At 67.2% G+C, this 20,554-nt stretch carries 20 protein-coding genes and 1 pseudogene; 2 read left to right on the plus strand and 19 right to left on the minus strand.

The features are described from left to right. Window positions 1–32 precede the first annotated feature (32 nt). Genes RKD20_RS17895 through RKD20_RS17905 form a run of 3 tightly spaced genes read right to left on the minus strand, consistent with a single transcriptional unit; the run spans window position 33 to window position 4,289 of the window. Complete coding sequence (locus RKD20_RS17895) at window positions 33–1,862, minus strand: ArnT family glycosyltransferase (RefSeq protein WP_424878615.1); 1,830 nt, start codon at window positions 1,860–1,862, stop codon at window positions 33–35. Then, window positions 1,859–2,872 (minus strand): glycoside hydrolase family 26 protein, encoded by a 1,014-nt coding sequence (locus tag RKD20_RS17900; protein ID WP_424878616.1) that lies wholly within the window; start codon window positions 2,870–2,872, stop codon window positions 1,859–1,861. The genes RKD20_RS17895 and RKD20_RS17900 overlap by 4 nt, the downstream gene beginning before the upstream one ends. Window position 2,873: 1 nt before the next feature. After that, complete coding sequence (locus RKD20_RS17905; protein WP_424883251.1) at window positions 2,874–4,289, minus strand: glycosyltransferase family 2 protein; 1,416 nt, start codon at window positions 4,287–4,289, stop codon at window positions 2,874–2,876. A 449-nt stretch (window positions 4,290–4,738) separates the two neighbouring features. Between RKD20_RS17905 and RKD20_RS17910 the strand changes: the two genes are divergently transcribed. Next, window positions 4,739–5,641: a glycosyl hydrolase family 28-related protein gene (locus RKD20_RS17910; protein WP_424883252.1), complete on the plus strand. Its 903-nt coding sequence runs from the start codon at window positions 4,739–4,741 to the stop codon at window positions 5,639–5,641. 163 nt (window positions 5,642–5,804) lie between these two features. Next, window positions 5,805–10,199: a choice-of-anchor D domain-containing protein gene (locus tag RKD20_RS17915; RefSeq protein WP_424878617.1), complete on the plus strand. Its 4,395-nt coding sequence runs from the start codon at window positions 5,805–5,807 to the stop codon at window positions 10,197–10,199. Window positions 10,200–10,217: 18 nt separating this feature from the next. Here the strand turns inward: RKD20_RS17915 and truA are convergent, their stop codons facing one another. The 16 genes and pseudogenes from truA to rpsH all read right to left on the minus strand — a co-directional run bounded on the left by truA (window position 10,218) and on the right by rpsH (window position 20,350). Then, window positions 10,218–11,072, minus strand: coding sequence for a tRNA pseudouridine(38-40) synthase TruA (gene truA / locus RKD20_RS17920; RefSeq protein WP_424878618.1), 855 nt, complete (start codon window positions 11,070–11,072; stop codon window positions 10,218–10,220). A 144-nt stretch (window positions 11,073–11,216) separates the two neighbouring features. Then, window positions 11,217–11,726, minus strand: coding sequence for a 50S ribosomal protein L17 (gene rplQ / locus RKD20_RS17925; protein ID WP_424878619.1), 510 nt, complete (start codon window positions 11,724–11,726; stop codon window positions 11,217–11,219). A gap of 85 nt (window positions 11,727–11,811) precedes the next feature. Beyond that, window positions 11,812–12,835: pseudogene (locus RKD20_RS17930) on the minus strand (DNA-directed RNA polymerase subunit alpha). Between the two features lie 160 nt (window positions 12,836–12,995). Then, the gene (rpsK, locus tag RKD20_RS17935) at window positions 12,996–13,400 is read right to left on the minus strand and encodes a 30S ribosomal protein S11 (protein ID WP_003956432.1); all 405 of its coding nucleotides are present in this window, start codon (window positions 13,398–13,400) and stop codon (window positions 12,996–12,998) included. Window positions 13,401–13,470: 70 nt separating this feature from the next. Continuing rightward, window positions 13,471–13,851, minus strand: a complete 381-nt coding sequence (gene rpsM / locus RKD20_RS17940; RefSeq protein ID WP_007384083.1) for a 30S ribosomal protein S13 — start codon at window positions 13,849–13,851, stop codon at window positions 13,471–13,473. Between the two features lie 186 nt (window positions 13,852–14,037). After that, a complete protein-coding gene (gene rpmJ, locus RKD20_RS17945) occupies window positions 14,038–14,151 on the minus strand; it encodes a 50S ribosomal protein L36 (RefSeq protein WP_003974245.1) in 114 nt (37 codons plus the stop codon). Window positions 14,152–14,210: 59 nt separating this feature from the next. Next, window positions 14,211–14,432, minus strand: coding sequence for a translation initiation factor IF-1 (gene infA, locus RKD20_RS17950; RefSeq protein ID WP_003948620.1), 222 nt, complete (start codon window positions 14,430–14,432; stop codon window positions 14,211–14,213). 153 nt (window positions 14,433–14,585) lie between these two features. Further along, a complete protein-coding gene (map, locus tag RKD20_RS17955; RefSeq protein ID WP_007384082.1) occupies window positions 14,586–15,422 on the minus strand; it encodes a type I methionyl aminopeptidase in 837 nt (278 codons plus the stop codon). A gap of 137 nt (window positions 15,423–15,559) precedes the next feature. Then, complete coding sequence (locus RKD20_RS17960) at window positions 15,560–16,222, minus strand: adenylate kinase (RefSeq protein ID WP_020118537.1); 663 nt, start codon at window positions 16,220–16,222, stop codon at window positions 15,560–15,562. Beyond that, a complete protein-coding gene (gene secY / locus RKD20_RS17965; RefSeq protein WP_031038428.1) occupies window positions 16,222–17,535 on the minus strand; it encodes a preprotein translocase subunit SecY in 1,314 nt (437 codons plus the stop codon). The genes RKD20_RS17960 and secY overlap by 1 nt, the downstream gene beginning before the upstream one ends. Window positions 17,536–17,711: 176 nt before the next feature. Further along, window positions 17,712–18,167 carry a 50S ribosomal protein L15 gene (rplO, locus tag RKD20_RS17970; protein ID WP_003974249.1) on the minus strand — a complete coding sequence of 152 codons (456 nt, stop codon included), beginning with the start codon at window positions 18,165–18,167 and terminating at the stop codon, window positions 17,712–17,714. Between the two features lie 2 nt (window positions 18,168–18,169). After that, entirely contained in the window at window positions 18,170–18,352 is a 183-nt protein-coding gene (gene rpmD / locus RKD20_RS17975; RefSeq protein WP_005481207.1) for a 50S ribosomal protein L30, read from the minus strand. Further along, window positions 18,352–18,960, minus strand: coding sequence for a 30S ribosomal protein S5 (gene rpsE, locus RKD20_RS17980; RefSeq protein ID WP_013001409.1), 609 nt, complete (start codon window positions 18,958–18,960; stop codon window positions 18,352–18,354). The genes rpmD and rpsE overlap by 1 nt, the downstream gene beginning before the upstream one ends. Window positions 18,961–18,999: 39 nt before the next feature. Next, on the minus strand, window positions 19,000–19,383 hold the full coding sequence (gene rplR, locus RKD20_RS17985; RefSeq protein ID WP_007384077.1) for a 50S ribosomal protein L18: 384 nt from the start codon (window positions 19,381–19,383) through the stop codon (window positions 19,000–19,002). A gap of 3 nt (window positions 19,384–19,386) precedes the next feature. After that, window positions 19,387–19,926: a 50S ribosomal protein L6 gene (rplF, locus tag RKD20_RS17990; protein ID WP_020118535.1), complete on the minus strand. Its 540-nt coding sequence runs from the start codon at window positions 19,924–19,926 to the stop codon at window positions 19,387–19,389. A gap of 25 nt (window positions 19,927–19,951) precedes the next feature. Next, a complete protein-coding gene (gene rpsH / locus RKD20_RS17995; protein WP_007384075.1) occupies window positions 19,952–20,350 on the minus strand; it encodes a 30S ribosomal protein S8 in 399 nt (132 codons plus the stop codon). Window positions 20,351–20,554 lie beyond the last annotated feature (204 nt).

The following is a 20,554-nucleotide window of genomic DNA, read 5'->3' on the forward strand; positions in this document are numbered from 1 at the left end:
TGAGCAAGGAAGAACAGGGGTGGCCGACCGGCTCAGGACGTCTTCGCCCAGATCTGGTACGAGCCGGTACCGCCCCCGCTGAGCCGGTACGGGATCTTGCCGACCAAGCGGTAGTTCCCGTTCTTGGTCACCTGCTGCTCGATGTACTTGTCGATGTCCGGCGTCGCGATGCCGTCCAGGACGACGAGGTCGAAGTAGCCGGCCTGGATGGCGAGCCGGTACCCCTCCTGTCCGTGGTGGATCTTGCCGTTCTTGTCGGAGTAGCCGATGCCGTAGGTCGACGTCCATTGGTCCTGCTCCGTCTTGCCCCGCAGGTAGTAGACGGGCACCTCGTAGGTGGCACCGAGGTACTTGCCCTTGGGCTTCATGTACGGCTCGATCGCCTTCACGAGGGGAGTGGAGTCCGGCCACAGGCCGAAGCGCCACTCCGACTGCGAGACGCCGAGGCACAGTGCGGTGACCCAGAGCAGGATGCCCAGCTGTGGATAGCGGAAGTGCTTGCCGACCAGCCGGATCACACCGACACCGGCCATCGGGGCGGCGAAGAGCAGACCGAAGTCCAGGTGCTTGTAGAGCGAGACCGACGTGCTGAGGTGGATCTGGTACGCGGGGGCCAGCAGGGCGGTACCGGCCAGCACCAGGCCCGTCAGGGCACGCCAGCGCCAGCCGGGTCCGGCCAGCCCGTGGGAGCGCGGCGACTCGTTCATCCGGCCACGCAGCGTGTAGGCCACCGCACCCGCGACGGCGGCGGCGAACATCAGGCCGCCCCACTCCACGGACTTCTCCGCCAGGGACATGGCGGTGTCGGCGCCGTGGGCACGGTTGGTGGTCGTCGACTTCACACCGGCGAGCACATTGGTGTACATCAGGCCGACGCCGACCAGCGCGGCTGTTCCGAGGCCGAGCAGAAGCGCCCGCAGCACACACCGCCAGCCCTTGTGGTGCCAGGCCGTGAGCGCGGCCAGCACGATGAGCGTCGGCACGTACAGCGCGGACGCGTACTTCACCGCGACCGCCAGCACCATCAGCGGCGCCGCGAGCAGCACGGCGATCACAGGCGCCTTGTTGGTGCGGACGACGATCCAGGTGCTGAGGGCCAGCAGGAAGATCGCCGGGGCGTCGTAGGTGGCGAACCAGCCGAGCACGATGGTCGGCTGGGTGACCGCGAAAAGCGCCGCGGCGACCAGGGCGACCCGCTCGTTGAACATGCGCCGGCTGAAGGAGTACAGCAGCGCGGTCGCGCCGAGCATGCACACCAGGCTCAGCAGCCGGGCCCCTGACAGCCCGAAGTACCCGTCCACGACGGCCGCGACGACCGGGTACAGCATCGGCGACCCGGAGAAGTACGACTCATACCCGCTGTGCAACGGGGTGCCGCTCGCCCAGTGGTCGATGATGTTGTGGCCCGCCGCGAGGTACAGGGCCTCGTCCTGGAACGCCGTGTTGGACAGCCGCAGCGACAGCACGGCCTGGACGAGCAGGACGACCGCCAGGACACCGCGGCTGACCCACGCCCGCCGCTTGCTCGGAGCGTCGTCCCAGCCCGCGTCGGGAGACTCGGGGATGTGGTACCCGGGCTCGTCCTCGGGCACCTGCTGGTACGTGACCGTACGCAGGGCGTAGGTCGGCTGGTCGTCGTAACCGGTCTGCGGCTGCTCCGGGATGCCGGAGGAGAACGGCTGCCCGGTCTGCTGCTGCCCCTGGTAGGGGTGCCGCCCGTCGTCGTACCCGTACCCGTGCTGCTGGTACTGCTCCTGCTGGTGCGGCGGCACCCAGCCGTTGGAGTTGAACCAGCCGCCGGCGTCGTCCTCGGCGTCGGGATCGTAGGGCTGCGGGGTGTGGTGATCGTGTCGGGAGGTCATCTCGGCTTCCGTATGTCGAAGCCGAAACGGTCGTCGGCAGCCAGTCGCCCGAACTCCTTGAGGGCCAGCGGGCTTGCCTCCAACCGCCAGTCGGCACGCTTCCTGTGGTTGAACCAGATGAAGCCGAGCATGTTGTCGTCGGCCTCCACACCCGCGAACAGGTTGCGGATGTCGGCCCGCCGTCGCTCACCCGGCATCGCCGCGGTCTCGGCCAGGAGCATGGGCTTCTTGGTGAAGGCACGGATCTCGTCGATGGTCGGACCGAAGACGCTGTTGAAGGCGTTGTCCTGACCGAGCGTCCAGTAGCCGACGAGGCCGACCCAGTCGACGTAGGCGTCCCCCGGGTAGTACGGCTTCAGCCGCACGCTCTTGACCGGGTTGATGATGTTGGGCGTCCAGGCCCAGATCACGTTCGAGGCTCCGGCGTCGATGAACGTGTCGTGAATGTGCCGCCAGGCGGCCACGTACTCCTTAGGGGTGACGTACTTCGTACCCCACTTCTCCCAGTTGCCGTTGAACTCGTCGGCGAAGTCGATCACGACGGGCAGGTTCAGCTTGCGGACCGCGGTCGCGTACTTCTTGAGGTACGCGTCGGACTTCCCGGCCGCGATGTCGGCGAGGGAGCTGTCGAAGGGCTCCCAGGACATCAGCGTCAGGGCGCCCTTCTTCCAGGCGTTGCGGACACCGCTTGCGTCGAAGCCGTCGCCCCAGGCCGCGTAGTACTCGATGAGGTTGGGCTGTTTGCCGGTCATCCCGGTGTACGCGTCGACGCCCTTCATGGAGGTGGGCGCGCCCTCGACGGCGGCTCCGTAGTACTTCTTGGCCGGCTTGAGCAGCGGGACGACGTCGTACGGAACATCGCTGTCCGCGCCCTGCGACGGATCCGCGCCCTGGGCCCGTCCGGCGGGTGAGTCACTGTTCGAGTCGTCGAGCACGGAGCAGCCGCCGAGGGTGAGGACGCTGATCAGGGCAGCGGCGACCGCGGTACGTGTGCCTGTGGGGAATCGCATGTCAGGCGGTCACCTTCTCCCGTGGCTGGATCAGCACGCGGCCCACGACGAGGGCGTAGAAGAGTCCGGAGGACAGGATGAGGGCGAAGTTCGGGGCGTCCATGGTGAACGTCCGGTAGACCGCCGCCACGACCCAGATCAGCGCGGTGCCGCCGCTCCAGACCCACATGCCGATCCAGAAGCGCCGGGTCTTGTTCTTCTTGGCGCCGGAGGAGCCGGTGGGCTGCCAGCCCATGCGGTTCTTGCGCAGGATGTCCCAGATGGCGAAGACGTGCGCCCAGCCGTACATCATGCGGGCGGCCCAGGCCTCCAGGCGGTAGGGCGCCTTGTGCCACATGGGGAAGACGATCGTGGTGTAGACGATGCTGGGCACCACCAGGAGCAGATGCTCGACCCTCAGCTTGTCGGGCATCATCACCAGCAGCACGACCGGGATGACCGGTGCGGCGAAGGTGAAGAGCGCCGTGTGAATGTAGTAGAAGAACCCGGACATGTAGCACAGACGGCTGGAAAGCCTGATCTTGCGCTCCCAGAACTTCCTGCTGCCGAGCAGGCTCATCGAGCCGGAACACCAGCGGTACTGCTGGTTGAAGAAGGCGCCGGCGGTGTCCGGGCACACTCCCGTGGAGACGGCGACGGGCACATAGCGCAGGTCCCAGCCGAGGCCCCTGAGGTCGAACCCCGTGTGCACGTCCTCGGAGTGCTCGATCAGGGTGGTACCGCCGTTGGTCTCCAGCGCGGCCCGCCGGTACACGGCGCAGGAGCCGACGCAGATCGCTCCGTCACTGCCCTGCCGGGAGACCTGGACCGACCGGTAGAACAGTTCCTGCACGGCGCCCGCGCCACGCTCGATCCAGTTCTGCGAGTCCAGCACCCGGAAGTACTGCGGGGACTGCACGATGCCGATCTTCGGGTCGGCCTCCATGTACGGCAGCAGTTCTTCGAGGAGGTCGGCGCGCGGGGTGAAGTCGGCGTCCAGGATCAGGATGTACTGACCGTCGGACTGCCCGAACCCGAAGTGCAGGTTGCCGGCCTTCTTGAACCAGCCGCGGTTCTCCCGGGTGCCGTAGCGGAACCCGAAGTCGCGGGCCATCGCCTCCAGCCGGGGGTCGGCGCCGTCGTCCAGGACGAACGGGACGCAGACGCCGGGGTAGTGGTCGGCCATCTGCCGGACATGCCGCCAGGTGTTGTGCAGCACCTCGATGGGCTCGCCGCACACCGGCAGGAACACGTCGACCGTGGGGTGGACATCGGGTCGCCAGTCATGCACCAGCCGCTTGTGGTGCTCGATGTCGAAGTCCTTGGTGAAACCGTTCACCCGGAGCGAGACCAGGTAGTAGAGCACGGTGAAGACCAGCAGCGGCGTGTAGATCCACAGCACCGGCGTGGACTGCGCCAGCTTGAACTGGCTCACCACCAGACAGCAGAAGCTGATCAACGAGCAGATCGTCAGGACCCAGAGGTTCCTTCGGGCGTAGGAGTACTTCTCCTTGTCCTTGGGCGGCAACGGCAGCAGCCCCAACGGAGCTTCGACACCTCGCCCGGCTTTCCTTCGCCCACTGCTCTGACGCGCGGCACGACGCCCCCCGGCCCGTGCCGGGCCAACTGAACTCATGAAGAAAACCACCAATGGGCCCCTACCGGCCCGTTGACCCCCACCGTTTCCAGCCACATCTGTAGAACTTGTGGCCGAGTTGCGAAAGATTATCCGAGTTATATGAAGGACGTAAGAGTCGACTGGGCACTTACGGGAAGTAAGTGACCCTATGTCCGCTATCTCCTGTGAAATGAGGGATAACTAACAGGTTTCACATCCAGTGCCCCTGGCAGACCGTTCTGCCCTCTGATGGGAGGTGCTGATCGACGATCTCCGACCACCCAGGGGGCGGGCACCCGAACGTCAAGGACCACGGCGCCAAGGGCGACGGCACCATCGACGACACCGCGGCGATCCAGACGGCACTGGACGCCTGTCGGCCGGGCAACGTCACCGCGCTCCCCGCAGGGGTGTACCGCACGAGCGCTCCGCTGCGCATCGGCTCGTATGTAACCCTCCAGGGTTCGCACGCCGGCGGTGAGTCCCAGCCGGGGGCCGAGAACCCGGTGGCCGGCATCCGTCCCCTTCCGTCGTTCACAGGAGGCGCCGTCGTCGAGGTCCTGGACCGGCAACTGGGCGGCCACTCCCGCCCGGCCAACGCGCAGCGCATCTTCTCCCTGACCATCGACGGTTCCGACCTGCCCCGCTCCGGACAGCTCCGGGACGTCCATGTCCGCTCCGTCACGGGCATCGGTATCAACACCTGGTACGACTTCAACGCCACGGGCGGGCCCCAGGCACCGTTCTGCCTGCACTCCAACCGCGTCTCCGTGCTGTGGACCGGTTCCCACGGCATCGTGCTCAACAACTCCACCGACTCCGTCTTCCATGACGTGTACGTCCTGGGCCTCGGCGGCTGCGGCTGCGGCTGCGGCTGGTGGATGTCGGGCGCGGGCAACTCCTCCTTCACCAGCTGCCGGGCGGAGTGGTCGAAGCTGCACGGATTCGACATCGAGTCCGTGCCCTGCGTGATCAAGATGGTCGCGTGTTCCACGGTGGCGGCGGATACGCGGGGCTGGGGGTCGCGAGCTCGCAGTGCAAGGTCATCGCCGACGGCCTCGTCGTCCTCACGGGCAAGGACGACGACGGAACGGGAGCGGCGAGTCCCCAGTGCGGCGTACGGGCCGACAACTCGGCCTACGTGGAACGGCGCGCTCGTCGGTACGGGCTGAGAACCCGCCATCCCCGCTGACGATGCCGAAGTGAAACGCGCCCCACAGTGCCCAAAAACCTCAACTGATGATAAGAACAACCACTTGGTCTTCACATTTGTGCCGTGCCCGTGACCGCTCCGGGTGCGAACCCGAGGGGGGTCCCGATTTGCCCGGGTTTTCCATGCCCGCACGCGGTGGACGCCACCGCGGTCGGCGGCGCACGTGGCTGCTCTCCATCGTGGCCGTGGCCACCGCGGCGCTGATCGGCACGTCGATCAGCCTGGTGGCGTCCTCGGCCCAGGCCGACCAGAACACCCAGGGCGTCGACAACCTGCGCACCAACTGGGACCGGGACGAATCCTCCCTCTCCCCGGCGGTCGTCCAGTCCTCCGCCTTCGGCCGGCTCTTCGCCACGAAACTGGACGGTCAGATATACGCCCAGCCGCTGGTGCTGGGCGACCAGGTGATCGCCGTCACCGAGAGGAACACTCTGTACGGACTCGACCGCACCACCGGCGCGATCGAGTGGAGCAAGAACTACGGACCCTCGTGGCCGGCGTCGGCGATCGGCTGCGGGGACCTCGTGCCGGACATCGGCGCGACCGCGACACCCGTCTACGACCCCTCCACCAACTCCCTCTACTTCACCACCAAGATCGACGACGGCACCTCCACCCACCGCCACCCCACATGGCTGATGCACGCGGTCGACCCCGCCTCCGGAGCCGAGCGCTCCGGGTGGCCGGTCACCATCGCCGGAAGCCCCGTCAACGACCCCAGCGCCACCTTCGACGCCTACTACCAGCAGCAACGCCCCGGCCTGCTGCTGATGAACGGCGTCGTCTACGCGGGCTTCGGCGCCCACTGCGATGCCTGGCCGTACCGCGGCTATGTGGTCGGCGTGAGCACCACGGCGCACAGCATCACCTCGATGTGGGCCACGGCGACCGGGGCCGGCATCGGTGGCGCCGGCATCTGGCAGGCGGGCGGCGGCCTGGTCTCGGACGGCTCCGGCCGCATCTTCTTCAGCACCGGCAACGGCATCAGCCCTGCGCCCGGCCCGGGCAAGACCGCTCAGGGAACCCTGGCCGAATCCGTCGTACGCCTCCAGGTGGGGGCGGACAACAGCCTCGGCACGGCCGACTTCTTCAGCCCCAGCAACGCCGCCACCCTGGACCTCAACGACCAGGACATCTCCTCGGGCGCCCCGATGGCGCTGCCGGACGGCTTCGGCACCAGCGAGCACCCCCACCTGCTCGTCCAGCAGGGCAAGGACGGACGGGTGTTCCTGCTCGACCGCGACAACCTCGGCGGCATGGGCCAGGGACCCCAGGGCGGCGACGCCGCGGTCAGCGTGTCCGGCCCCTATCAGGGCATGTGGGGGCACCCCGCCTTCTGGGGCGGGGACGGCGGCTACGTCTACGTCGTCGGCAACCAGGGTCCGCTGCGCGCCCTCAAGTACGGCGTGCGCAACGGCGGTACACCCACGCTCACCCTCACCGGCCAGAGCCAGGACACCTTCGGCTACAGCAGCGGATCTCCCCTGGTCACGTCCAACGGCACCGACGAGTCCAGCGCGCTGGTGTGGATGACCTCCGCGAGCAACGCCTCCGGGGCCGACGGCACCCTGCGCGCCTACAGCCCCACGCCCGACGGCAACGGCCGTCTCCAGCTGCTGTGGTCGGCACCGATCGGCACCGCGACGAAGTTCAGCACGCCGACCGCCGATCGCGGCAAGGTGTACGTCGGCACCCGGGACGGGGTGCTCTACGGCTTCGGCAGCCCGGCCAGGACCGCCCTGACCGCGGCCTCGCTGGACTTCGGCCAGGTCGGGGTCGGCGCCAACGGCTCCGCGCAGATGAAGCTGACGGCCACCCAGGACGTCAGCATCACGGGACTCAAGGCCTCCGGTCCGTTCACGGTCGACCCGGCCGCCGTACCCACCCCCGACCGGCCCACCGCGCTGGCGGCGGACGCCACCCTCGGCGTTCCGATCAGCTTCGCCCCCACGACCACCGGCGGCGTCAACGGCACACTGACCGCCAACCTGTCGGACGGCCAGAAGCTGGTCTTCGCCCTCCACGGCATCGGCACCAGGCCGGGCTTCGGGGCGGCGCCCGGCTCCCTCGACTTCGGCGAGGTGCCCACCGGCAGCACCTCGACGCTGAACCTGCAGGTCACCAACACCGGTACCGAACCGGAGACCATCACCTCGGTCGACGCGCCAGGCGGCGCTTTCTCCGCCTCGGGACTACCCAGCGCGGGGACGGTCGTCCCGGCCGGTGGCTCGTTCGTGCTCTCGGTCACCTACACGCCGACCACGGACCAGGTCGACAGCGACGCGCTCGTGATCAGCAGCAGCGGCAGCAGCGGCGCCGCCCACACCCTGAGCGTGCCGGTCGGCGCGACGGCCATCACGGGGAAGGGACACCTGGAGTTCTCCGCCGGCTCGCTGGACTTCGGTCAGGTGGCGGTCGGCAGCTCGAAGTCCCTGTCGTTCACGATCACCAACACCGGCAACATCCCGGTGACGGTGACCAAGGCCAAGGCACCGACGGGTGACTTCAACAGCCCGTTGCAGCTGTCGGAGGGCCTGGTCATCGGTCCCGAGCAGACCGCCGTGCAGAGCGTGACGTTCACTCCACGGTCGGCCGCGGATCTGAGCGCCTCCTACGAGGTCACCGGCACCGGGACCGACGACAACGGCAACCCCCAGGGCGCCATGTACGTACAGATCAAGGGCACCGGCACGGGCACCGCCACGACCACCTCGACGGCCGACGGACTGTGGCAGACCAACGGCTCGGCGGTGCAGGCCGACGGCGGCGGCGTCCAGCTGACCCCGGCCACCAGCTACAAGGCCGGCTCGGCGGTCTACACCAAGCCGTTGCGCACCGACGGTCTGCGGGCGACGTTCACCACCAAGTTCGGCCCAGGCACCGGTGGGAAGGGCATGGCACTCACTCTCCTCGACCCGGCCCAGAACTCCGCCTCGGCGCTGGGCGGGTTCGGCGACAGTCTCGGCATCGCGGGACGGCCGGGCACGGTGATCGCGCTCGGCACCGGTTATAACACCACGCTGAAGGCGCAGAACTTCGTGGGGATCGGCCGCAGTTCGGCCGGCTCGTCGACGCTCACCTACCAGTCGGTGGTCCCGCTCAGCACCTCCCTGCGCCAGGGCACGCACCAGGTCGACGTCCAGGTGGCCACCGGCCATGTGTACGTCTGGATCGACGGGACCCAGGTGGTGGACGCGACACCGACACTGACTCCCACCGCGCTCCTCGCCTTCTCCGGTGCCAACACCGACAGTGCCGACGTGCAGACGCTGAGCGGTCCGGTCATCGCCCAGGGCCCGGCGGCGACCACCTCCCTCCACCTCACCACCCCGAGCACGGCCGTCCCCGGCCGACCGCTCACCGTCACCGGCACACTGACCTCGTCCGCGGCGCTCCCCGCGGGACAGCCGGTGCACATCACCCGGAACGGGACGGCGCTCCCCGACGTGACGACGAAGGCCGACGGCTCCCTCACCTTCACCGACACCCCGCCGGCCGAGGGAACCTACACCTACGCCGCGAGCTACGCCGGGGACGCGACCCACGACCCGGCGAGCACCACGAGCCTCGTCCAGGCGTCGAAGCTGGCCACCACGGTCACCATGACGGCCCCGGCCACGTCCACCCGCGCGCAGAAGCTGACCGTGTCCGGCACGCTCTCCGGCTCACCCTTCGCCACCGGTGGGGTCGTCAAGGTGACCAAGACCGACCTCGCGCACCCGTCCGGAACCGCACTCCCCGACGCGAAGGTCGCCGCGAACGGTTCGTTCACGTTCACGGACACCCCGCAGATCGGCGGCGCCAACACCTACAAGGTGGCCTACGGCGGCGACGTCTCACACAAGCCGGGCAGCAGCACCGCCACCGTTCAGGTGTCCCGGGCCTCGGCGTCCGTCACCCTCACCACCGACCACTCGACGTACAACTACGCCCAGTCCGCGAAGATCACCGCTCACCTCGGTACGACGTACAACAGCCGTACGGTGGCGATCTACGCCAAGCCGTTCGGGGGCACGTCGGTCCTGGTGAAGTCGGGCACGGTGGACTCCCACGGCAACCTGGCCGGGTCCTACAAGCTCACCCGCAACACCACGTTCAGCGCGGTGTTCGCCGGCGACTACCGGTACGCCCCGAAGACCGCCGCCCGCACCGCGCAGACCAAGGTACGGGTCTCGGAGACGTTGTCCGGCCACTACACGACCACGCACTACGGCAGCACTCTGTACCGGGTGTACCACCACACCGCCAAGGAGCAACTGGACGTCACCGTCACCCCGAACAAGGCCGGCCAGTGCGTGCTCTACCGGGTACAGCGGTACTACAGCGGCGCCTGGCACACACAGAGCACCAGCCCCTGTTCGGCCCTCAGTTCCACCAGCACCGGCCGCCAGCAGATGTCTCTCACCCACTCCGTCAACAACAGGTACCGGGTGGCCGCCCAGTACGTCCACAGCAGCCGTGACACCACCAACCTCAGCACCTGGGGCGCCTGGCAGTACTTCACCGTCAGACAGTGAGCTCCGCCTGCGGCCGGTTCAGGACCCGGCCGCAGGCAACGACCGCCTGTTCCGCGCTTGCTTGTTCCGCGCCGCCAACAACTCGTCCGCCGGATACCCGACTTCCTCCAGCGTCAAGCCGTGCGGCCGTACGACATGGACGGCACTGTCCCGGACACCCGCGTCCAGCACCTTCCGCGGCCACTCCACACCCCGGTGCCCGTCGCCCACGAACAGCAGCGCGCCGACCATGGAGCGCACCTGGTTGTGGCAGAAGGCGTCGGCTCGGACCTCGATCTCCACGACCCCGTCCGCCCGCCGCCGCACCCCGAAGTCGAGGATCTCGCGGATCGTCGTCGCTCCCTCACGCTTCTTCGCGTACGCCGCGAAGTCGTGCTCCCCGACGAGGGACTTGGCGGCGGCGTCCATGACGGCGACGTCCAACTCCCAGTCGTGCCAGAGCACATGGTTGCGGAGCAGCGGGTCCACACCACCCGGCTGGTCCCCCACCCGGTAGACGTACCGCCGCCACAGAGCCGCGAACCGCGCGTTGAACCCCGCCGGAGCCTCCTGGAGGGACCACACCCGCACATCCTTCGGCAGCCGCCCCGCCAGCCGCTTCAGCAGCTTCTCGCGATGCTCCGCCCACAGCTCCTCGGGCAGATCCACATGCGCCACCTGGCCCCGCGCGTGCACCCCGGCATCGGTCCGTCCGGCCACGGTCAGCTCGTACGTCACGTCCTTCGACCGCGTGACCGTCCGCAGCGCGTCCTCGATCTCGCCCTGCACGGTCCGCCGGCCCCCGGCCTGCTTGGCCCACCCGGAGAACTCGGTTCCGTCGTAGGACAGATCGAGGCGGACACGGACATGGCCCGGAGCTGCTTCGTCACTCACCCAAAGATCCTCTCAGCAACACAAAAGCGGACCCGCCCCTCGAAGGGAACGGGCCCGCTGACGCGCCCCGACAGGGGCGCGGGGAACTGCGCGGCCAGCCACCACGAACCCGCGGCCACCAACCGAACAGCACCCGCAGAACGCTTACGCGTCCTTCGACTCCTCGGCCTCAGGCTTGGCGTCCTCGACGACCTCGGTCTCCTCGACCTTGGTCTCGGCAGCCGGAGCAGCCTCGGCGTCCTTGGCGGAACGCTTGGTGGCGGCCTCGGCCTCACCCGTGGCCTGCTGAGCGACCGTCAGCGCCTCGACCAGCTCGATGACAGCCATGGGCGCGTTGTCGCCACGGCGGTTACCGATCTTGGTGATGCGGGTGTAGCCACCGGGACGGTTCTCGTAGCGCGGGCCGATCTCGGTGAAGAGCGTGTGCACGATGCTCTTGTCCGTGATCACCTGGAGCACCTGACGGCGGTTGTGAAGGTCGCCCTTCTTCGCCTTGGTGACCAGACGCTCGGCGTACGGACGCAGCTTGCGCGCCTTCGCCTCGGTGGTGGTGATACGGCCGTGCTCGAAGAGGCTCTTCGCCAGGTTCGCGAGGAGCAGCTTCTCGTGCGCGGCGCTGCCGCCCATACGGGCACCCTTGGTGGGCTTCGGCATTTTCTATCTCCTGTGTGTCTGCCCCGGCCGTATCAGGTACCGGGGTCAGGAACCCGATGAGCGGATGCTCACCGGCAACGACCGATCAGTACTGCTCGGTCTCCACGAAACCCGCGTCCGCGTCGTCGTCGGCGCCGAAGGCGTCGGCAGCGGCCGTGGGGTCGAATCCGGGCGGGCTGTCCTTGAGGGCCAGGCCCATGCCGGCCAGCTTCGCCTTGACCTCGTCGATGGACTTCGCACCGAAGTTGCGGATGTCCAGGAGGTCGGCCTCGGAGCGCGCCACGAGCTCACCCACGGAGTGGATGCCCTCACGCTTGAGGCAGTTGTAGGAGCGGACCGTGAGCTCCAGCTCCTCGATCGGCAGCGCCAGGTCGGCGGCAAGGGCGGCGTCCGTGGGGGACGGGCCCATGTCGATGCCCTCAGCGTCGATGTTCAGCTCGCGGGCGAGACCGAACAGCTCGACCAGGGTCTTACCGGCGGAGGCCATGGCGTCACGGGGACGCATCGCCTGCTTGGTCTCGACGTCGACGATCAGCTTGTCGAAGTCGGTGCGCTGCTCGACACGGGTCGCCTCGACCTTGTACGTGACCTTGAGCACCGGGCTGTAGATGGAGTCGACCGGGATACGGCCGATCTCCTGGCCCACCTGCTTGTTCTGCACGGCGGAGACGTAACCGCGGCCACGCTCGACCGTGAGCTCCATCTCCAGCTTGCCCTTGCCGTTGAGCGTGGCGAGGACGAGGTCGGGGTTGTGCACCTCGACACCGCGCCGGGGGCGCGATGTCGGCGGCGGTGACCAGACCCGGGCCCTGCTTGCGCAGGTACATCACGACCGGCTCGTCGTGCTCCGAGGAGACGACCAGCTGCTTGATGTTGAGGATCAGGTCGGTGACGTCCTCCTTGACGCCCGGCACGGTGGTGAACTCATGCAGGACACCGTCGATGCGGATGCTGGTGACAGCGGCACCGGGGATCGACGACAGGAGGGTGCGGCGGAGGGAGTTGCCGAGGGTGTAACCGAAGCCCGGCTCCAGCGGCTCGATCACGAACCGGGAGCGGAATTCGTCGACGACCTCTTCGGTCAGTGACGGACGCTGAGCGATCAGCATGTGTGGATCAGATCCTTCTTTCGTGGACGCCCGCTATTTGACGCCCGACGGACCCGCACCGGTGAAAGCGCGGGGTACTGCAAGGGTACGGGCGGCACCGCCCCGAAGAGCCGTACCGCCCGCGAACCTCAAGACAACCAAGCCTCAGACGCGGCCTGCGTCAGACGCGGCGGCGCTTCGGCGGACGGCAGCCGTTGTGCGGGGTGGGGGTGACGTCCTGGATCGAGCCCACCTCGAGGCCGGTGGCCTGGAGGGAGCGGATCGCGGTCTCACGGCCGGAGCCGGGACCCTTGACGAACACGTCCACCTTGCGCATGCCGTGCTCCTGCGCGCGGCGGGCGGCCGACTCGGCGGCCATCTGCGCGGCGAAGGGGGTGGACTTGCGCGAGCCCTTGAAGCCGACGTGGCCGGCGGAGGCCCAGGAGATCACGTTGCCCGAGGGGTCCGTGATCGAGACGATCGTGTTGTTGAACGTGCTCTTGATGTGGGCGTGCCCGTGAGCGACGTTCTTCTTTTCCTTGCGGCGCACCTTCTTGGCAGCGCCCTGACGACCCTTGGGGGGCATCTACAAACTCCTACGGGGAGGTGGTCGGTCCTACAGCGAAGACCGCTGATGAAGCGTTGTCCGCTGAGGACTACTTCTTGCCCGGCTTCTTCTTGCCGGCGATGGCGCGACGCGGGCCCTTGCGGGTACGAGCGTTCGTGCTGGTGCGCTGACCACGGACGGGCAGTCCACGACGGTGACGCAGACCCTGGTAGCAGCCGATCTCGACCTTGCGGCGGATGTCGGCCTGGACCTCGCGACGGAGGTCACCCTCGGTCTTGAGGTTGTTGTCGACGTACTCACGAATCGCGACGAGCTCCTCCTCGGAGAGGTCGCGAACGCGGGTGTTCGGGTTGATGCCGGTCTCGGCCAGCGTCAGCTGCGAAAGGGTCCGGCCGATGCCGAACACATAGGTCAGGGCGACCTCCACGCGCTTGTCGCGCGGGATGTCAACACCGGAAACGCGTGCCATTCAATGGCTCCTGGTGATCTTCGGAGGTCTTCCACAGAGCCGGTTCCCAGCCGCCGTACCAGGTACGAACTGGGTCCCCGGCCTCCGAACCGGGGGTGTCAGACGAAAGACGTCTGGGCTCCGCGTATGAACAAATTCAGCTTGCGTCGCGCGAATCCCTGCGAGAGCAGAGGGTTCGGTCCTGCGTCAGCCCTGGCGCTGCTTGTGGCGCGGGTTGTCGCAAATGACCATGACCCGGCCGTGACGGCGGATCACCCTGCACTTGTCGCAGATCTTCTTGACGCTCGGCTTGACCTTCATGGGATTGAGGTTCTCCGGGTCAGTGCCACCACCCCGCCGCAGCGGGATGCGGGCAAGATCTACTTGTACCGGTAGACGATCCGGCCACGTGTCAGGTCGTACGGAGACAACTCCACCACGACCCGGTCGTCAGGGAGGATACGGATGTAGTGCATACGCATCTTGCCGCTGATGTGAGCCAGGACCTGGTGGCCGTTCTGGAGCTCGACCTTGAACATGGCGTTCGGAAGAGACTCGACGACAGTGCCCTCGATCTCGATGGCACCTTGCTTCTTGGCCACGCTTCGCCCTTCGAATCGACTACCTTGATCGACTCCCCTGCGTTTCCCCTAGGGGCGCATGCGGACATGCGGGTGCACGAGAGCCGACGAGTCAGTCTACGTCAGGGCTCACCGAAAGACGAATCGAGGAAGGATGCCCCAGAAAGTAGATCATTAAGCGAGCGGATCGGGCGCGGCGGTGATCCCGTGCTCCGCGAGCTTCGCCCTGCCGCCGTCGGGAGCCGTCAGAACCAGCGGCCCCTCGTCCGTCAGCGCCACCGAGTGCTCCCAGTGGGACGACCACGTACCGTCCGTCGTGATGACCGTCCAGTCGTCCGACAGGACCTCCGTCCTCGGTGTGCCCAGGGACACCATCGGCTCGATCGCCAGGCAGAACCCGGTGACCAGCTTCGGCCCCTTCCCCCGGCGCCGGTCGACGTAGTTCAGCAGGTGCGGGTCCATGTGCATCTCGGTGCCGATGCCGTGACCGCCGTAGTCCTCGATGATCCCGTAGCGGCCGCCGCCCGGCTTCGGCTGGCGGCGGATGTACGTCTCGATGGCCCGGGAGACGTCGACGAGCCGGTTGCCCTGCTTCATCGCCGCGATGCCGGCCCACATGGACTCCTCGGTCACCCGCGAGAGCTCCAGCAGCTCCGGAGCGTGACCCGAGCCGACGAAGGCCGTGTAGGCCGCGTCCCCGTGCCAGCCGTCGATGATCGCGCCGCAGTCGATGGAGATGATGTCGCCGTCCTTGAGGACGACCTCGTCGGACGGGATGCCGTGGACGACGACCTCGTTCACGGAGGTGCAGATCGTCGCCGGGAAACCGCCGTACCCCAGGAAGTTCGGCTTGGCGTCGTGCTCCGCGAGGACCTTGCGCGCGACCTGGTCGAGATCCCTGGTCGTGGCCCCGGGCACCGCGGCCTCTCGGGTCGCCGCGTGGATGGCGGCGACGACCAGCCCCGCCTCGCGCATCTTGGCGATCTGCTCGGGGGTCTTGATCTGCACCATGCGGCGGAAGCCTTTCTGAAACCGGGGAAATCCTGAGGGACGGGTGCCGTCAACGATACGTGCACCCACACAGCAGCCGCGGCCCCCTCGGAAGGGAACCGCGGCTGTCGTACGTGGAAAACCGCTGCGGAAGACCGCTACGCGGCGTCGCCCTCGTGCTGCAGCGCCTCCATGGCACGGCCGGTGACGTCCTCCACCTTGCCGAGCGCCGAGATCGTGACCACCAGGCCCTGGGCCTTGTAGTAGTCGATGATCGGCTCGGTCTGGGTGTGGTAGACCTCCAGACGCTTGCGGACCGTCTCCTCGGAGTCGTCGTCGCGCTGGTACAGCTCGCCGCCGCAGACGTCACAGACGCCGTCCTGCTTCGGCGCCTTGTACGACACGTGGAAGACGTGCGCCGAGTCGTTGCGGCAGATGCGGCGGCCGGCGATGCGCTTGACGACCTCCTCCTCGGGTACCTCGAGGTCCAGCACCGCGTCCAGCTTCATGCCCTCGGTCTGCAGCATCTCGTCGAGCGCCTCGGCCTGCGAGACATTGCGCGGGAAGCCGTCGAGCAGGAAGCCGTTCTCGGCGTCCGGCTGCTCCATGCGGTCCTTGGCCATCCCGATGGTGACCTCGTCCGGGACCAGGTTGCCCGCGTCCATGTAGGACTTCGCGAGTTTGCCGAGGTCCGTCTGCCGGCTGATGTTGGCGCGGAACAGGTCGCCCGTGGAGATGTGCGGGATCGACAGGTTCGAGGCGAGGAACGCGGCCTGCGTTCCCTTACCGGCGCCCGGCGGCCCGACGAGGACGATACGCATCAGCGGAGGAACCCTTCGTAATTGCGCTGCTGGAGCTGGCTCTCGATCTGCTTCACCGTCTCGAGACCCACACCCACGATGATCAGGATGCTTGTCCCGCCGAAGGGGAAGTTCTGGCTTGCCCCGAAGCCGACCAACGCCATCGTTGGCACAAGAGCGATCAGACCCAAGTACAGCGAACCCGGCCAGGTGATCCGGTTGAGTACGTAGGAGAGGTACTCAGCGGTCGGTCGGCCAGCCCGGATGCCCGGGATGAAGCCACCATACTTCTTCATGTTGTCGGCGACTTCCTCGGGGTTGAAGGAGATCGCCACGTAGAAGAACGCGAAGAAAACGATGAGCAAGAAGTACATGCTGATGTAGATCGGGTGGTCGCCCTTGGTGAGGTTGGCCTCGATCCAGGTCTTCCAGCTCGACGTGCCACTCGAGAACTGCGCGACCAGCGCCGGGATGTAGAGCAGCGACGACGCGAAGATGACCGGAATCACACCGGCCTGGTTGACCTTCAGCGGGATGTACGTCGACGTACCGCCGTAGGACCGACGGCCGATCATCCGCTTCGCGTACTGCACCGGGATACGGCGCTGGGCCTGCTCGACGAAGACCACCAGACCGACCATGACCAGGCCGACCGCGATGACGGTGCCGAACTCGATCCAGCCGCCGGCCAGCGTGCCCTGCTTCTTGATGGCCCACAGGGCGGACGGGAAGGTGGCGGCGATCGAGATGAACATCAGGATCGACATGCCGTTGCCGATGCCGCGGTCGGTGATGAGCTCACCGAGCCACATGACGACGGCCGTACCGGCGGTCATCGTGATGACCATGACGATCGTGGTGAAGATCGCGCGGTCGGGGACGATGCTCGACGCGACCGTGCAGCCCGAGAAGAGGGCGCCGCTGCGGGCGGTGGCCACCAGGCCCGTGCCCTGCAGGATGGCGAGCGCCACCGTGAGGTAACGGGTGTACTGCGTGATCTTCGCCGTGCCGGCCTGGCCCTCCTTCTTGAGGGCTTCCAGGCGCGGGATGACGACGGTGAGCAGTTGCAGAATGATGCTCGCCGTGATGTACGGCATGATGCCGAGCGCGAAGATCGTGATCTGCAGCAGCGCGCCACCGCTGAACATGTTGACCAGACCGAAGAGTCCCTGGTTGCCGGACGCCTGGTCCACACACTCCTGGACGGACTTGTAGTTGACGCCAGGGATCGGGACGTGGGTACCCACGCGGTACACCACGATGATGGCGAGCGTGAAGAGCAGCTTCTTGCGCAGGTCGGGCGTCCTGAACGCCCGGGCGAACGCGGTGAGCACGGTGCCTCCTGCGACCCCCGCGCTACTGCGTCAAGGGTGACGGTCTTGAGGTTCGACGAATATGTGGGAAAGCAGTGCAGGCCACCTTACCCGGGCCGCCGCCTGCCGTGGAACGACCAACCGGGGATACCTCGTTGTGAGGTATCCCCGGTGGGTACTGCTTCAGGTCATCGTGCTCAGACGAGCTCGGTGACCGTGCCGCCGGCGGCGGTGATCTTTTCCTTGGCGGAGCCGGAGACGGCGTCGACCGTCACCTGCAGCGCCACGGAGATCTCGCCCTGGCCGAGGACCTTGACGAGGCTGTTCTTGCGAACGGCACCCTTGGCCACCAGACCCTCGACGGTGACCTCGCCACCCTCGGGGTAGAGCGCGGCCAGCTTGTCGAGGTTCACGACCTGGAACTCGGTCTTGAACGGGTTCTTGAAGCCCTTCAGCTTCGGAAGACGCATGTGGAGGGGCATCTGGCCACCCTCGAAGCGCTCCGGAACCTGGTAACGGGCCTTCGTACCCTTGGTACCACGACCGGCCGTCTTACCCTTCGACGCCTCACCACGACCCACACGGGTCTTGGCGGTCTTGGCGCCCGGGGCGGGACGGAGGTTGTGGATCTTGAGCGGGTTGTTCTCCGCCATGATCAGTCGACCTCCTCGACCGTCACGAGGTGGCGGACGGTGTGCACCATGCCGCGGAACTCGGGACGATCCTCCTTGACGACCTGCGTGTTGATGCCCTTGAGACCAAGGGAGCGCAGGGTGTCACGGTGGTTCTGCTTGCTGCCGATGTACGACTTCGTCTGCGTGATCTTGAGCTGAGCCATTACGCAGCACCAGCCCCGGCACGCGCACGCAGCAGAGCCGCGGGAGCGACGTCCTCGAGGGGCAGACCACGGCGAGCCGCGATCTCCTCGGGACGCTGCAGACCCTTCAGGGCCTCCACGGTCGCGTGCACGATGTTGATCGCGTTCGACGAGCCGAGCGACTTCGACAGGATGTCGTGAACGCCGGCGCACTCGAGCACGGCACGCACCGGGCCACCGGCGATAACGCCGGTACCGGGGGACGCCGGCTTGAGCAGGACGACGCCCGCCGCCTTCTCACCCGTGATCGGGTGCGGGATGGTGCCCTGGATGCGGGGGACCTTGAAGAAGTGCTTCTTGGCCTCCTCAACACCCTTGGCGATGGCGGCCGGCACCTCCTTGGCCTTGCCGTAACCGACACCCACGGTGCCGTCACCGTCGCCCACTACGACGAGCGCAGTGAAGCTGAAGCGACGACCACCCTTCACAACCTTGGCGACGCGGTTGATCGCGACAACGCGCTCAACGTACGCGGTCTTCTCGGCGGCAGCAGCGCCGCCGTCACGGCCCTTCCGGTCCCGCCGCTCGCCGCCACCGGCACCGCCACCGCGGCGCTGGGGTCCAGCCATTGGAATTACCTCTCTCTTTTTCCGCTAGCTACGAACGGCTCAGAACTTCAAGCCGGCTTCGCGGGCGGCGTCCGCCAGGGCGGCGATGCGCCCGGCGTACTGGTTGCCACCACGGTCGAATACGACAGCCTCGACACCGGCGGCCTTGGCGCGCTCAGCGACCAGGGCACCGACCTGCTTGGCCTGCGCGGACTTGTCGCCCTCGCCACCGCGGACCGTGGTGTCCAGGGTGGACGCCGACGCCAGGGTGTGACCCTTGATGTCGTCGATCACCTGGGCCACGATGTGGCGGTTGGAGCGGGTAACGACCAGACGGGGACGCTCCGCCGTACCGGAGATGTTCTTCCGGATCCGGATGTGACGGCGCTTGATCGCGGCGCGCTTGTAGGCGTCGCCCTTCAGGATCTTCTGTCCGTATGCCATGGCTTACTTACCCGCCTTTCCGACCTTGCGGCGGATGACTTCGCCCTCGTACTTGACGCCCTTGGCCTTGTACGGGTCGGGCTTGCGCAGCTTGCGGATGTTGGCCGCAACCTCGCCGACCTTCTGCTTGTCGATGCCCTCGACCGAGAACCGGGTGGGGGCCTCCACCTTGAAGGTGATGCCCTCGGGGGCCTCGACGGTGATCGGGTGGCTGTAGCCGAGAGCGAACTCGAGGTTCGAACCCTTGGCCTGCACGCGGTAACCGACACCGCTGATCTCGAGCTTCTTCACGTAACCCTGGGTCACGCCGGTGATCATGTTCGCCACCAGCGTGCGGGACAGGCCGTGCAGGGCCTTGTTCTGACGCTCGTCGTTGGGGCGGGTGACGTTGAGAACGCCGTCCTCACCCTTGGCGATGTCGATCGGCGCAGCGACGGTGTGGCTCAGGGAACCCTTGGGGCCCTTCACCGAGACCGTACGGCCGTCGATGGTGACGTCCACGCCGGCGGGAACCGTGATGGGGAGCTTGCCAATACGCGACATAGCTGTTTCCTCCGATTCCTTTCCGCTACCAGACGTAGGCGAGGACTTCTCCGCCTACGCCCTTCTTGCCGGCCTGCTTGTCGGTGAGGAGACCGTGCGACGTGGAGATGATCGCCACGCCCAGGCCGCCGAGCACCTTCGGCAGGTTGGTGGACTTCGCGTAAACCCGGAGACCGGGCTTGGAGATCCGCTTGATGCCCGCAATGGAGCGCTCACGGTTCGGGCCGAACTTCAGCTCGAGAACGAGGTTCTTGCCGACCTCGGCGTCCTCGACCTTCCAGCCCGTGATGAAGCCCTCCTGCTGGAGGATCTCCGCGATGTGAGACTTGATCTTGGACGCCGGCATCGTCACGGAGTCGTGGTACGCCGAGTTCGCGTTCCGCAGACGCGTAAGCATGTCTGCGATCGGATCAGTCATGGTCATGAATTGGCCTTCGGCCTCTCTCGCCGGGGTTTCCAGGTGCCCATCCCTCTCCTCGATCCGAGACGAGGCGGGTGCGGTGCGGTGGACCTACGGCGTAGTAAGTCGTATGGGCGTCCAGGCGCCCAACCCTCCTAGCCTAAGCCATGGAGGGGTGGGCACCTGACCGAGCCCTTTACTTACCGAGAGCTTCGGAATCCCTGAAAA

Source organism: Streptomyces sp. SLBN-8D4, from assembly GCF_049739545.1.
Classification (GTDB): domain Bacteria; phylum Actinomycetota; class Actinomycetes; order Streptomycetales; family Streptomycetaceae; genus Streptomyces; species Streptomyces canus_C.

Excerpts from the sequence above, each read along its gene's own strand:
- rpsE (WP_013001409.1), bottom strand. The coding sequence starts at position 18,960 with ATGGCTGGACCCCAGCGCCGCGGTGGCGGTGCCGGTGGCGGCGAGCGG.
- rpsK (WP_003956432.1), bottom strand. The coding sequence starts at position 13,400 with ATGCCCCCCAAGGGTCGTCAGGGCGCTGCCAAGAAGGTGCGCCGCAAG.
- rplR (WP_007384077.1), bottom strand. The coding sequence starts at position 19,383 with ATGGCATACGGACAGAAGATCCTGAAGGGCGACGCCTACAAGCGCGCC.
- map (WP_007384082.1), bottom strand. The coding sequence starts at position 15,422 with ATGGTGCAGATCAAGACCCCCGAGCAGATCGCCAAGATGCGCGAGGCG.
- rpmD (WP_005481207.1), bottom strand. The coding sequence starts at position 18,352 with ATGGCTCAGCTCAAGATCACGCAGACGAAGTCGTACATCGGCAGCAAG.
- RKD20_RS17895 (WP_424878615.1), bottom strand. The coding sequence starts at position 1,862 with ATGACCTCCCGACACGATCACCACACCCCGCAGCCCTACGATCCCGAC.
- RKD20_RS17900 (WP_424878616.1), bottom strand. The coding sequence starts at position 2,872 with ATGCGATTCCCCACAGGCACACGTACCGCGGTCGCCGCTGCCCTGATC.
- RKD20_RS17915 (WP_424878617.1), top strand. The coding sequence starts at position 5,805 with ATGCCCGCACGCGGTGGACGCCACCGCGGTCGGCGGCGCACGTGGCTG.
- rplQ (WP_424878619.1), bottom strand. The coding sequence starts at position 11,726 with ATGCCGAAGCCCACCAAGGGTGCCCGTATGGGCGGCAGCGCCGCGCAC.
- rpsM (WP_007384083.1), bottom strand. The coding sequence starts at position 13,851 with ATGGCACGCGTTTCCGGTGTTGACATCCCGCGCGACAAGCGCGTGGAG.
- RKD20_RS17960 (WP_020118537.1), bottom strand. The coding sequence starts at position 16,222 with ATGCGTATCGTCCTCGTCGGGCCGCCGGGCGCCGGTAAGGGAACGCAG.
- rplO (WP_003974249.1), bottom strand. The coding sequence starts at position 18,167 with ATGGCGGAGAACAACCCGCTCAAGATCCACAACCTCCGTCCCGCCCCG.
- rplF (WP_020118535.1), bottom strand. The coding sequence starts at position 19,926 with ATGTCGCGTATTGGCAAGCTCCCCATCACGGTTCCCGCCGGCGTGGAC.
- rpsH (WP_007384075.1), bottom strand. The coding sequence starts at position 20,350 with ATGACCATGACTGATCCGATCGCAGACATGCTTACGCGTCTGCGGAAC.
- rpmJ (WP_003974245.1), bottom strand. The coding sequence starts at position 14,151 with ATGAAGGTCAAGCCGAGCGTCAAGAAGATCTGCGACAAGTGCAGGGTG.